11 protein-coding genes are annotated in these 13,239 nt (G+C 65.5%); 3 read left to right on the forward strand and 8 right to left on the reverse strand.

What is annotated here, in order from left to right:
- Positions 1-11: 11 nt before the first annotated feature.
- Genes eutC through NDK18_RS11655 form a run of 6 tightly spaced genes read right to left on the reverse strand, consistent with a single transcriptional unit; the run spans position 12 to position 6,607 of the window.
- Positions 12-764, reverse strand: coding sequence for an ethanolamine ammonia-lyase subunit EutC (eutC, locus tag NDK18_RS11630; protein WP_250627868.1), 753 nt, complete (start codon positions 762-764; stop codon positions 12-14).
- Positions 757-2,142 carry an ethanolamine ammonia-lyase subunit EutB gene (locus NDK18_RS11635; RefSeq protein ID WP_250627869.1) on the reverse strand — a complete coding sequence of 462 codons (1,386 nt, stop codon included), beginning with the start codon at positions 2,140-2,142 and terminating at the stop codon, positions 757-759. Before NDK18_RS11635 ends, eutC begins: the two co-directional genes overlap by 8 nt.
- Positions 2,139-2,909: a DeoR/GlpR family DNA-binding transcription regulator gene (locus tag NDK18_RS11640; protein ID WP_250623699.1), complete on the reverse strand. Its 771-nt coding sequence runs from the start codon at positions 2,907-2,909 to the stop codon at positions 2,139-2,141. Before NDK18_RS11640 ends, NDK18_RS11635 begins: the two co-directional genes overlap by 4 nt.
- Positions 2,899-4,578: an ABC transporter permease subunit gene (locus tag NDK18_RS11645; RefSeq protein ID WP_250623700.1), complete on the reverse strand. Its 1,680-nt coding sequence runs from the start codon at positions 4,576-4,578 to the stop codon at positions 2,899-2,901. The genes NDK18_RS11640 and NDK18_RS11645 overlap by 11 nt, the downstream gene beginning before the upstream one ends.
- A complete protein-coding gene (locus tag NDK18_RS11650) occupies positions 4,575-5,606 on the reverse strand; it encodes an ABC transporter ATP-binding protein (protein ID WP_250623701.1) in 1,032 nt (343 codons plus the stop codon). The genes NDK18_RS11645 and NDK18_RS11650 overlap by 4 nt, the downstream gene beginning before the upstream one ends.
- 2 nt (positions 5,607-5,608) lie before the next feature.
- Positions 5,609-6,607 (reverse strand): ABC transporter substrate-binding protein, encoded by a 999-nt coding sequence (locus NDK18_RS11655; RefSeq protein ID WP_250627870.1) that lies wholly within the window; start codon positions 6,605-6,607, stop codon positions 5,609-5,611.
- A gap of 163 nt (positions 6,608-6,770) precedes the next feature.
- Here NDK18_RS11655 and hisN point away from each other — a divergent pair, with 163 nt between their 5' ends.
- Together hisN and NDK18_RS11665 are read left to right on the forward strand one after the other, a co-directional pair.
- Entirely contained in the window at positions 6,771-7,574 is an 804-nt protein-coding gene (hisN, locus tag NDK18_RS11660; RefSeq protein WP_250623703.1) for a histidinol-phosphatase, read from the forward strand.
- Positions 7,571-9,658 carry a phosphocholine-specific phospholipase C gene (locus NDK18_RS11665; protein ID WP_250627871.1) on the forward strand — a complete coding sequence of 696 codons (2,088 nt, stop codon included), beginning with the start codon at positions 7,571-7,573 and terminating at the stop codon, positions 9,656-9,658. The genes hisN and NDK18_RS11665 overlap by 4 nt, the downstream gene beginning before the upstream one ends.
- Before the next feature lie 8 nt (positions 9,659-9,666).
- Here NDK18_RS11665 and NDK18_RS11670 read toward each other — a convergent pair whose 3' ends face one another.
- A complete protein-coding gene (locus NDK18_RS11670) occupies positions 9,667-11,580 on the reverse strand; it encodes a CocE/NonD family hydrolase (RefSeq protein ID WP_250627872.1) in 1,914 nt (637 codons plus the stop codon).
- 139 nt (positions 11,581-11,719) lie between these two features.
- On the opposite strand from NDK18_RS11670, the gene NDK18_RS11675 reads away from it, so the two are divergent.
- Positions 11,720-12,529: a CHAD domain-containing protein gene (locus NDK18_RS11675; RefSeq protein WP_250623706.1), complete on the forward strand. Its 810-nt coding sequence runs from the start codon at positions 11,720-11,722 to the stop codon at positions 12,527-12,529.
- On the opposite strand, the gene NDK18_RS11680 is transcribed toward NDK18_RS11675, so the two are convergent.
- Positions 12,530-13,135, reverse strand: coding sequence for a GIY-YIG nuclease family protein (locus NDK18_RS11680; RefSeq protein ID WP_250627873.1), 606 nt, complete (start codon positions 13,133-13,135; stop codon positions 12,530-12,532).
- Between the last annotated feature and the right edge of the window lie 104 nt (positions 13,136-13,239).

The raw sequence follows: 13,239 nt of genomic DNA on the forward strand, positions 1-13,239 counted from the left end.
AAGATGCCAGCCTATGCACCGGGCAACCCCGGGGGCGCGTCGCTGTCGTCTTTAAGCGCGATGCCGCTGATGCCACGCGCGAGTGACTGGGTAATGAGGTAACCCAGCGTTGCCGCCGCGCTGGCATAGCCAAGGCCCGCCGGACGGATGTTGGACACGCAATTTCGCTCGGCATCGGTGCGTCCCACGCGCGGCCCGTAGGTAAGGTAAGCGGCCATGCTATCGGACGATGACAAGCCAGGACGCTCGCCGATCAGCACCACAACAAGTTTCGCCTGCAACAAATGGCCCACTTCGTCGCCCAGCGCTACGCGTGCCTGGGTGGCAAGCACGGTGGGTCCGACGGCAAGGCCGGCAAGGCGCGGGCGCAAGACATCGAGCAGGGGCAAGGCGTGTTCCGTGGCGAGCGCGGAAAGACCATCGGCGATCACGAAGACCACATCGCACGACCGTGCCTTCGACTCCAGGTATTGGCGCCCGGCATCGTCCAGGTGCCGGCCAAGGTCCGGACGCAACAGATATTCCCGGCGGTCGGAAGCCGCGCTTCGCACGATCAGTGCGTGTTGTCCGCGTTCGGCAAGCACATCGGCCAGGTGCTGGGTGTCGAATGGCAGGTGCACCGCGTCTCGCGCGCGGGCGTGGTCCACGCCAAAGGCCAGGGAATCGGCCGTAGACACCGACGTGCCCACGCGCCCTGTGCCGATGCGGGCCGGTGTGAGTTCACGCAGCTCTTGCCACAACCGTGTGATGGTGCGGTCAGTCATGGGCGATCCACCGTTTGGCATCGTCAAGGAGTCGATGGCGGCCGCCATCGTCGGGAAGGCGCTGGTCGTTGCGAATGCCCATGGCATCGAGCCAAGCCTGGAATTCCGGCGCGGCTTTCAGCCCCAGCACGTCGCGTACATAGAGCGCATCGTGGAACGAGGTGCTCTGGTAATTAAGCATCACGTCGTCGGCGCCGGGCACGCCCATGATGAAATTCACTCCCGCGACGCCCAACAATGTAAGCAGCGTATCCATGTCGTCCTGGTCGGCTTCTGCATGGTTGGTGTAGCAAATGTCGCAGCCCATCGGCAGCCCCAGCAACTTGGCGCAGAAGTGGTCCTCAAGACCCGCACGGATGATCTGCTTGCCGTCGTAAAGGTATTCAGGCCCGATGAAGCCCACCACGGTGTTGACCAGCAGCGGTTGGTAGCGGCGCGCCACCGCGTAGGCACGGGCCTCGCAGGTCTGCTGGTCCATGCCGTGATGAGCGCTGGCCGACAGCGCGCTACCCTGCCCCGTCTCGAAGTACATGAGGTTTTGCCCGACATTTCCGCGGCGGAGCGATTTGCCGGCGTCATGGGCTTCGTCGAGCAGTGCCAGCGATACGCCGAAACTTTCGTTGGCGGCCTGCGTGCCGGCGATGGACTGGAAAACCAGGTCCACCGGCGCCCCACGCTCGATCGCACGCAAGGTGTTGGTGACATGCGTGAGCACGCACGACTGCGTGGGCACATCGTAGCGCTGGCGGAATTCATCGAGCATGACCAGCATGTCGATGACGCTTGAAAGCGAATCGCCTGCCGGATTGATGCCGATCACCGCGTCGCCGCTGCCGTACATCAGGCCATCGATCATCGAGGCAGCGATACCGGCAATGCTGTCGGTGGGATGATTCGGCTGCAGGCGCGTGGACATGTGGCCAGGCAATCCCAGCGTGTTGCGAAATGCCGTGGTCACGCGGCGACGGCTGGCCACCTGGATCAATTCCTGGTTGCGCATCAGCTTGCTCACTGCCGCGACCATCTCAGGCGTCAGTCCCGCCGCCACCGCGGTGAGCGCATCGCCATCGGCCTGGAGCAGCCACTCGCGCAATTCACCGACCGTCAGGTGCGACACCGGCGCGAAGGCAGCGCTGTCGTGCCCATCGATGATCAACCGGGTGACTTCGTCGTCCTCGTAAGGCACGAGGGCTTCGCCCAGGAAGCGAGCCAGCGGCACATCGGCCAGCACGATGCGCGCGGCCATGCGTTCCTGCTCATCCTCCGCCGCCACACCGGCCAGCACGTCGCCCGAACGCAACGGGCTGGCCCTGGCCAGCACCGTACGCAAGCCATCGAAGACATGCATGCGCCCGGCGATGGCGGTGCGCAGGCTCATGCCAGTTCCACGCTCCCCACCAGTTTTGCCACGGCACCCATGCCCGCGGCCTTCCCGGCACGGCGGTTGGTCACCAGCACGTCGATATCCTTTGGCGTGCAATAGCCGATGCGGCTGCGTACGCCGATCTTGGCGTAGTCGGCCGCTATCAATACCTGCTTCGCGTGCGCGGCCATGGCGCGGGCAACCTCGGCTTCCTCGCCCAGGAAACTGGTAGCTCCCGCGATGGCATCCACGCCCACCGGCGACAGGATGGCCAGGTCCGGCTGGAAGCGTGATATCTCGGCCACGCAGGCCGCTCCGTAGGTATGGCCTACCGCGGCGCCGAACTCACCGCCGAGCAAGTGCACGCGATTGCGGCCCGGGGCGTCCCCGGAACCCGCCAGGCGCCTGGCCACATCTACCGAGTTGGTGATCACCGTCAAACCCATGTGCGCGGACAGGGCCTCGGCGATCAACGAGGTGGTGCTTCCGGCATCCATGAAAAGGGTCTGGCCGTGTTCGACCAGGGTGGCTACCTTGCGCGCGATCGCGCGCTTCTCGCGCACGCGTGTTTCCGCGCGCACATCGATCGGAGGCTCACCCTCTTCCACCAGCACCGCACCGCCGTGTACGCGGCGGATATCGCCCAGCGCCTCCAGTTCCACCAGGTCACGGCGGACGGTTTCGCGCGATACGTCCAGCTCCGCCACGATGCGTTCAACCGAAACATGCCCGTTTACCTTCAGCATGCCCCGGATCAGGCGATAGCGATCTTCATGCCACATGTCGACTCCTTTTGACCATCTTCGAGGCGCGTGCCGCGGCCAGGCGCATTGCCGCCACCGCCAGGCCCGTCACCACCATCACGCAGGTGGCATACGCCGCCGCCTGCGATACCGAACCATTCATGTCCAGCTGCATCACCGCCACGGCGGCCAGGTTCAGCGCCGGTGTCACCAGGAACACCACGCCCGACAAGGTCACCATCGAGCGCATGAAAAGAAAGAAGAACACCGACGCCAGGGTGGGTGCCGCGTACGGCAACACCACCTCGCCAATGCGGCGGGCAGTACCTGCGCCAAGGCACTGTGCCACTTCTTCCAGCGCCGCGGGAACGTTGCGCAGGCCCGCTACCATCGCAAGATACCCTTGCGCGTGGTAGTGGTAGAAGTTGCACGCCACGAGGATCGCGATCGAGCCGTACAACCAGCCCGATAACGGCCCGTCGTTGAAGGCCACCAGGTAGCCGATGCCCAGTACCAGGCCCGGAACGGCTGCCGGCAGCAGCGCCAGGAAACTGCTCACGGCCGCAAGCGGTCCACTCATGCGCCGCTGGGCCAGGGCCAGGCTGAACAGCAGCGCCGTACCCACCAGCGCCGCGAGCAGCGAAACCTGAAGCGACGTCACGATGGGGGCGAAACCATCAGCAAGGTTCACGTGGTAATTGGCCAGGGTCACACCCAGCTTGTAAGGCCAAAGGCGGGCGAAGCTTGCATAGACCACGATCGCCGTGGTGGCGAGGATGGGAGCCAGGGCCACGAAGGCAACCAGGCCAAGCCCAACATCACGGGCAATATTGCGTGGCGCCTGCACCACCATCGCACCATCGGCCACGCGCCCGCTACGTCGCGCAACCATGCGTTCGACGGCGATCGACAGCACGGCCGGCAGCAGCAGCACCGTGCCGATCGCCGCACCCAGTCCGAAGTCCAGTTGCCCTGCCACCGCGGCATAGATCTCCGTGGCCAGCACCCGGTAGCGCCCGCCGATGACGATGGCATTGCCGAAATCGGTCACCGTGACCGTGAACACCACGAAGGCCGCGGCCACCAGCGCATAGCGGCATTGCGGAAGGGTGATGTCCAGGAACTGTCGCCAGCGCGAGGCGCCCAGTACCTCGGCTCCGTCGTAGTAGCGGCGGTCGGTGCCTGCAAGGCTGGAAGAGACGATCAGCACGACCTGCGGCAAGCCATAGCAGGCATTGGCGAAAACGAGCCCCCAGAAGCCGTAGAGATCGAAATTCCAGCCAGTTACCTGGTGCACCAGCCCCGCACGGCCCAGCAGGAAGATGATACCCAGGGCCTGCACCAGCGACGGAGAAAGGATCGGCAGCAGCAGGGCAAAGCGCATCACGGCCTTGCCCGGGAGGCGCGAGCGGTGCAGCGCGAAGGCCACGGCGAACCCCGCCGATACGCTGATGGCCGTCACCGTGGCCCCCATCGCCAGGCTGTGCCATCCGGCCTGCAATATCCGCGGTGACCCAAGCAACGCGGCGTAGCGGGCAAACGTCCATGCATGATCGTCACCGGTGATGCTACGCAGCACGATCAACGCCAGCGGCCACGCAACGAACACCAGCAAACCCAATAACGGCAGCGTGGCCAAGGCGACGAATACCGCCCGCCAGGCACCCTCGCGCCGCACGGGAGCCAGTGACCAGGTGGCCGTATTCACGCCGCTACCCACGTGCTGCGCGATGGATCCAGCCAGACGCTCATGGCATCGCCCGGCGCCGGCGTGCGTGAGGGATGCATGTCTGCGAGCAGCGACTTGCCGTGCCACTGCGCCGTGACCCGAGCCACGGAACCTAGGAATTGCACATCCACCACACGCGCATCGCCTGCGGGGTCCACATCCAGGCGAACGTCTTCGGGGCGCACGCAGGCCTCGAAGGCCGTCTCCGCGCCGCTGGGACGGTCTTCGAGCAACGCCGGTGCGTGCTCGCGCACGAACGTGGTATCGAGCAAGGTGGCCGCGCCAATGAAGCTGGCGACGAACCGCGTGCGCGGTCGCGCGTAGATCTCCCGCGGCGTGCCGACCTGCTCGATGCGGCCCTCGTTCATGCACGCCACGCGATCGGCCAGCACCAGCGCTTCTTCCTGGTCGTGGGTCACCATGATCGTGGGTATGCGCAGGCGCCGCTGCAGTGCATGCACTTCGCCGCGCAACTGCACGCGCACACGGGCATCGAGCGCCGAGAATGGCTCGTCCAGCAGCAGCACCGCCGGATTCACCGCCAACGCGCGCGCCATGGCCACGCGCTGCTGCTGGCCACCGGACAACTGCCAGGGCAAACGGCCGGCATGGCCTGCCATGCCGGTCATGCCGAGCAGCTCGTCCACGCGGCTGGACACCGCATGCCCGCTGGCTCCGCGGATGCGCATGCCATAACCGACATTCTGCGCCACCGTCATGTATGGAAACAGGGAATACGACTGGAACACGATGCCGAAACCGCGCTCGCGCGCCGGTACGCCGGCAAGGTCGCGCCCGCCCAATCGCACCGTGCCGGTGCCAGGCTCCTCAAGGCCGGCGATGATGCGCAGCAAGGTGGTCTTGCCACAACCGCTCGGTCCCAACAGGCAGATGAATTCACCCGCCTGCGCCTGCAGGGAAATATCGTGCAACACCGCTACGCCGTCGAACGACTTACCCAGGGAGTCGACGGAAAGCTTCGCGGCATCGGCGTGGACGGCATCCATGCTCAGTGATCCTCCAGTGTCTTGAAGCGCGCGATGATGGCCGAACGCTCGCGCGCGGCCATGCGGAAGTCCACTGGCGCCAGTCGCGCATCGAGGTCGGGGGGAAGACCCATCTGCACCTGGCGCGCATCGGGCTTGCTGCCCGGTACCGTCACGATGGTCTTGAAGCGGGCATAGATGCGCGCGGCATCGGGCGAGGCAAGGTAGTCGAGGAAGCGCGTGGCCGCGGCTTTATTCTTCGACGCCTTCATGATCGCGGAGCCTTCCAGTTCATAGCCAACATTATCCGATGGCACCACCATGGTCACCGGGTATCCGGCATCGATCGACTGCAGCGCCACGAACGCCAGCGACACGCCGATGGCATATTCCCCGGTGCGGGCAAGCTTGCAGGGACTCGAGCCCGACGGCGTGTACTGCGCCACGTTCTCACCGATCTTTCCCAGCAGCGCCCAGCCGCGTTCGCCCATCAGCTGGGTGATCGCCGACACCTGCATGAAACCCACCCCCGAGGACGCCGCATCGGGCATCACTACTTCGCCGCGGTAGACCGGCTTTGCCAGGTCCTGCCAAGTCCTGGGCATCGGCAGATGGCGCGACGCCAATGCCTCGGTGTTGACGCAGAACGCGGTGACGTAACCCGTCGGCGCATACCAGGTGGCATCGCGGTATCGCGCCGGCATCGCATCGATGCGGGGCGATGAAAGGGGAGCCAACAACCCTGCCAGGCGGGGATCGAGCAGGCTCGACACGGCCTGGCCCCATACCACGTCGTTGCGCGGGGCCGCGGACTCGGCCAACAAGCGCGCAGCGAGGTCGCCCGTGGACAGGCGCATGACGTTGATGGTGAGGTCGGGCAGCGCCTTGTGCGCGCCTTCCAGATAGGCGGCTATCTCGTCTTCCTCCAAGGCTGAGTAGACGGTGAGCGTCTGGGCGCGTAGCGTGGCCGGGGCCAGCAGGCAAAGGAAGAAAATCCCAGTGATCGTGCCGCGGATGCCCATCGAAGACCTGCCCAGGACGGCCGCCGTGGCCGTAGTGGATTTGTAACACGCCAATGTGGCAATTTGTGGACTATTGCCAAAATTGGGCGAAGATCTGGCAAACCGCCCGCCCGGATGTCATCATGACTGCTGGCAAGGAAAAAAGCCCCCGGAGCACCCATCGATGTCAAACCTTCGCCGAGGCGCCGCCCCGGATGCCGTGACGGCGCCTGGCATGGCCGCCTTCGCCGGCCACCTGGCCGATCTAGCCCGCGAGATCTCGCTCTCCGCCTTCCGGCGCGACCTGCACGTACAGCATAAAGCCGACGACAGCCCAGTGACGGCCATCGATCGCAGCATCGAAGCCATGATCCGGCGCGAGATCGCCACCGCCTTCCCCGACCACGGCATCCTGGGCGAGGAACACGGCCGCGCCCATCTGGACGCCGAGCATGTCTGGGTGGTGGATCCGATCGACGGCACACGCAGCTTCATTTCCGGCTGGCCGCTATGGGGAACGCTGATTGCCCTGCTCCACCATGGCAAGCCGGTGCTGGGGTTGGTGGACATTCCCTTCCTGGACGAGCGCTGGACCGGTGCACCCGGCCAGGCCACGCTCTACAACGGCCGGCCCGTGCAAACGCGCGACTGCCGCACGTTGGCCGATGCCACCGTGTATTGCACGTCGCCGGACATATTTACGCCCGACGAGCGCGCAGCCTTCGAGCGCGTTACCGCCGCGGCGCAGACCCGCCGTTTTGGCGGCGATTGCTACAGTTACGCGATGCTGGCCTCAGGCCACCTCGATGCCGTGGTCGAAGCGCAGTTGCAACCCTATGACTACCTTTCGCTGGCGCCCGTGATCGAGGGTGCCGGCGGCGTGATCACCGGCTGGCACGGCGAGCCGCTGGGCATGGAGGGCAGCGGCCGCGTAGTGGCTGCTGCCACCCCGGAGCTGCACCGCCAGATACTGGAAAAACTCGCGTGACCGATCACGGCCGCCGCCGGTTCCTATCGGCGTCGGCCGCAGCCGCGGCAGCGGCCATGCTGCCGCCGGCCATCGCACGGGCCCTGGCCATCCCCGCCCGGCGCAGCACCGGCAGCATCTCCGATGTACGCCACGTGGTGATCCTGATGCAGGAGAACCGCTCTTTCGATCACTACTTTGGATTGATGCGCGGCGTACGTGGCTTCGGCGATCCGCGCCCGCTGCTGTTTCCCGACGGCAGCCCGGTGTGGCGCCAGCCGGCGGCGAGCATCCGCAGCAAACTCTACAAGCCGCGCGGCATGGCACCCGACACCACCCACGTGTGGCCGTTCCCGATGGATCCGCGTCGCCATGGCGAGCATCTGCCCGGCACCGACCATGGCTGGAGCAGCGGTCACCTGGCCTGGAACCAGGGACGCTACGACAGCTGGGTGACGCAGAAGCAGGACCCGCTGACCATGGGCTACCTGCGCCCGGACGAAGTGGCCTACCACCATGCGCTGGCCCATGCCTTCACCATCTGTGACGCCAACTTCGCCTCGGCGATGTCCGATACCGCGATCAACCGCATGTACCTGTTCTCCGGCACCGCCGATCCGCGCAATCGCCTAGGGCCACGCGGCAATGGCCCGGGCATCGAGGAGCGGCCGAAGAAGAACGGCTACGGCTGGACCACCTACCCAGAGCGCCTCGAGCGCGCGGGTGTGAGCTGGCAGCTCTACCAGGGCGGCACGGGCGATCCTGGCGATCCCACCGACAACTTCACCGATAACTCGCTGGAATTCTTTGCCGCCTTCCAGGTGGCCGAGGGCGCCGATCCGAACGGTGCGCTGGTGCGCAAGGGCGTGACCAATCGCAGCCTGCGCCAGTTCCGTGCCGATGTGCTGGCTGATCGCCTGCCGGCGGTGTCGTATGTGGTGGCACCGTTCAAGTACAGCGAGCATCCCGACGCCAGCCCGAGCGACGGCGCCCTCTACATCGATCGCGTGCTCGAGGCGCTCACGGCCAATCCGGATGTGTGGGCCGGCACCGTGTTCATCGTCAATTACGACGAAAACGACGGCCTGTTCGACCACATCGTGCCGCCGATGCCGCCGCGATCGAGCCAGCAAGGCGCCCATGGCCTGCTGTCTGCATCGCTGCTCGAAGGCCTCGACGATGAGTTCCTGGACCTTGACCGTTTTCCCAAGGCAAAGAATCCGTTGATCCCGGAAGCCGATCCGGGCGGCGAACAGCCAGTAGGTCTGGGCACGCGGGTGCCGATGATCATCGCCTCGCCGTGGACGTCCGGTGGCTGGGTCTGCTCGCAGGTATTCGATCACACGTCGGTGCTGCGTTTCCTTGAAAAGCGCTTCGGCGTGGCCGAACCCAACATCAGCCCATGGCGCAGGTCGGTCTGCGGCGACCTGACCGCTGCGTTCGATTTCGCCGCCACACCAGCGCCGGCACCTCGTCTGGGCAGGCCCAAGGCCTTGGTCACGTCGAAGGAGCCGGTGGTGGTGCGCGACGGCGGCCTGCCAGGACAACCCAAGGGCACGCGCCCCTCACGCGCGCTGCCCTATGCCTTCGACGTGCAGATGCGACGCGACGGCGATCGTGTGCTTTTGGACTTCAGCAACACCGGCGATGCAGGTGTCGCGTTCTACGTCTACGACCATACCCGCGCGGGTGATGCACCTCGCCGCTATGCATTGGCGGCCGGCGATCGATTCACCGACTACTTCGATGGTCCGCAGCATGCGCTTATTGTGCATGGGCCCAATGGCTTCCTGCGGGAATTTCGCGGCGACGACAATGGGCCTTCCATAAGCTCAACGGTCGACGGCATGAGGCTATCGATATCGATCACACCTGGCGCCGCCGATGCCGCCGCAACGTTCAATGTCCGCGAAGCCTATCTGGACGAAGGAAGGAAGATCGACCTGGCCGATGGCGCGACGCAGACGCTCACCTGGGACCTCATGCCATCGCACGGCTGGCACGATGTGTCGGTAAGCGACGACCGCAGCGTGCTTTGGCGCGCGGCCGGTCGAGTGGAGAGTGGCCGCCCTGGCGTAAGCGATCCGCGCATCGGCATGGCCTGAAGCCCCGGTTATTTACCGGCATTCGTTCCCATGGAAACCACCGGCAGGTCGATGCGGCTTTCAGCGCCCGGCCCGTGCCATACCGTCTGCGTGGCACGGCGATAGTCAGCCGGCTTGGCATTGAAAATATTATCGACGTACGTTTGTGGGTTGCGATCGTAAAGCGGGAACCAGCTGGACTGCACCTGCACCATGATGCGGTGCCCGGGCAGGAATACGTGGTTGGACGTGGGCAGCGCGAAGGTATATTCCTGCGGCGTGTTGGCCGGGATCGGCTTTGGCTTGTCCAGCCCTTGCCGGTAGCGCCCGCGGAAGATGTCCCCTGCCACCATCAACTGGAAGCCGCCCATCTCCGGCTGCGCTGCCACCTGGCCGGGATAGACATCGATCAGCTTGACCACCCAGTCGCTGTCGGTACCGGAGGTCGACGCCACCAGATGCGCCACGGGCGAGCCCGCGATCGCCACCGGCGCATCGAGCATGTCGGTGGTGAAGGTAAGCACGTCGGTACGGTCGGAGAACATCCGCTGGTCGGTGGTGAGCCAATGCCGCCAGGGATCGCCCGAGGCATGTACCGGGCGCGGCACGAACGGCACGGGCTTGGCAGGATCGGAAACATACTGGTCGCCGCCCTTTTCCTTTGGCTTGGCGAAGGAAAGCGATGAGCCGGCGCCCAGGTACAACGGACGTTCGCAAGCGCCCTCGCAACCGGGCCAGGATGGAAGTTTCTGCCAACGGTTGCTGCCGGTCTGGTAGGCGGTGACCGGCGCGATCGATACGTTCGGTGCATCGTCCTTGAGATAGCGCGCAAGGAACGGCCGCAGCACGTCCTGGCGGAAGGACAACCCGGTGTCGCTGCCGAATTTCACGGCGCCAAGGCTACTGGCTTCGCCGATTTCCTGGCCGTGATGCCAGGGCCCGATCACCAGGAACACCATGTCGTTGCCTGTGTCCTTGGGTTTGATCGCCCGGTACACGGCCATCGCACCGTAGATGTCTTCCTGGTCCCATAGCGAGTGCACCAACATCGTGGGCACCTTCAACGGCTCCTTGGCCAGCAGCTTGTCCAGGGCCTGGTCCTGCCAGAACGCGTCGTAGGCGGGATGGGCCACGATCTTCCGCCAGAAGCCCAACTGGTCCATGCCGTGGGCGCGGGCGATATCGCCGGCCGAACCTCCAGACAGGTAGGAGGCGTAGTCGTCGAAGTCGTTGGTGAACCAACCTTCGCCCTCGCCGCGCACCGACTGGTGATCCAGGATGTAGGCCAGCATGGTCTGGCGGAAGGCGCCGTTGTGGAACCAATCGTCCCCGCGCCAGCCGTCCACCATCGGGTTCATCGGCACCGACACCTTCAGCGCCGGGTGCGGGTTCACCAGCGCCATCAGTGGCTCGAAGCCATCGTAGGAAATGCCCAGCGTGCCGACCTTGCCGTTGGATTCGGGGACGTTCTTCACCAACCAGTCGATGGTGTCGTAGGTATCGGTGGACTCATCCACCGGCGTGGGATTTTGCGGCCCGCGCAGCGGCCGGTTCATGACGAAATCCCCTTCCGAGGCATATTTGCCGCGGATGTCCTGCAGCACGCGGATGTAGCCGTCCTGCACGATGATGTCGGCAGCGTTGTCGTAGCCGGCCAGCACCATCTCCAGGCTGCCGCTCACCGCGCGGCTGGCCATGGCCGATGCGCTGTAAGGCGTGCGCGTTAGTAGCATCGCCGCGCGTTTGGCGCCCTTGGGCACCAGGATCACCGTATGCAGTTTCGCGCCGTCGCGCATGGGGATCATCACGTCGCGCTTTTCAAAATCCATGCCCTGGGTGGGGGCAACGAAGTGCGCCGGCGTTTCGTCGGGCAGCGCGCTGTACTGGGTCGCCTGCAGCGAAGTGGCGGCAAGGCCGAGGGCGAGCAATAGCAGGCGGCGCATGGCTTGACTCCAGTAGACGTGCGAGCATCGTGTGGTATTTTGGGCACAGTTGCAATTCTGTGGCGTTACCTGTTCATGACACGGCGCCCATCGCGCTGGATATTGATTGAACCCGCAGGCGAGTTGATAGACTGGGTGGATGTCCGATCACGACGTGACACCAGTAGCCCAGGCACTGGCGGCCATTGCCGATGCGCAATGCCGGGCGGCGATGCGCGCGCTGGGCAACGTGGAAGACCGGCACGACGGCGTGCACCAGGCGCGCAAGGCAATCCGCCGCCTCCGTGCCACCTTGATCCTTTGCCGCAAGGCCTTCGGCGACGCGCTGCTGCCCGTCGACCGCGACCTGCAGCGCCTGGCATCGAGCCTTTCCTCGCTGCGCGATGCCCAGGCCGTGATCGGCACGGCGGAGAAACTCGCCACCGACGGGCACGATGAATGGCTTGCCGTGGCCGATGCACTACGGCGCCGGCGCGACACCCTGCTGGACGATGCGCTGGCCAAGGACCCGGGGTTCAAGCGACGCTGCCATCAGTTGCGCGCGGCCCGCCAGGCCATCTCGGCGCTGCCATGGTCGCAATTGCGCGCGAAAACCTTGCGCAAGGCCTGGGAGAAGACAACCAGCAAGGTCGATGAGCTGGCCGAAGAACATGCCGCAAGGCCCACGGCCGCCAGCCTGCATCGCTGGCGCCGCCGCGTACGTCGCCAGCGCCTGCAACTGGAAACCCTGCGCAAGCTGCACAAGAAGGTCGGGCCGCACGCTGCCGCGCATCTCCCGCACAAGGGAAAAACGCTGCACGAATTGACGAAGCTGGCCGAGCAACTGGGATTCCGCCAGGACCTGCAGGTATTGCGCTCCGCCCTGGTGCAAGTGGCCGACCCGGCCCGCCTGCCCCATCTGCGCGGCCGCATCCGCGACGAGCTCAAACCCGGTAGCCGCGGCGGCTGATCACCCGCCGCCAAACCGGTACCAGCGCGCCACCTCGGCGCTGACATGGGCGTCCACCGCAAGCCCGATGCGGTCACACATATCCAGGGTGTCCACCAGCACGCGCTCAACCTCCGCGGCATCGGCCCCATGTGCCCGGGCGTCCCGGGCCATGTCATGCAGGCGGCTGGACCAGTCATAGAGCGCGTCCGCCCGCTGCCGGATGCGATCAAGCAACCAGGGCCGTAACGGCGCCGCTACCTCGTGGCCACCCTCGGCAGCCAATTGCGCCGCCAGCGCGTGGACACCAGGAGACACCCCGCGATACCACTCGGTTTTCCCCGCCGCGGCTTCGCGAACCACCAGGGGCGCCACGCAACGGTCCGGGCTAAATTCCTCGATCAGGGCACGCTCGATCCGGCGTGCCTCCTTCACGTAGTCCACGGCCACCAGCATGCCCCGGTCAAGATCGAAGAAATCGAAGAAGCGACGGTGCAGGTCGTTGAAACGCGTGAAGGGATCCCGGGAGAAACCCACCTTCAGCACGTCTTCGTCGCGGCAGGGCAGCACGTAAACATAGGCGCGTCCGCGCGAGGCGAAGCGGGGATGGCCGGGATCGGATTCCATGCTTGTGAATTCTAGGACCGGATGCGTCGTGGACTGAACAAACCCATGACGCGGTGCACATTGCACCGGGGTGAATCTCCCTCCATGATGCCCGCCGGGGAGGG

Source organism: Pinirhizobacter soli (genome assembly GCF_015905305.1).
Lineage (GTDB): Bacteria > Pseudomonadota > Gammaproteobacteria > Xanthomonadales > Rhodanobacteraceae > Pinirhizobacter > Pinirhizobacter soli.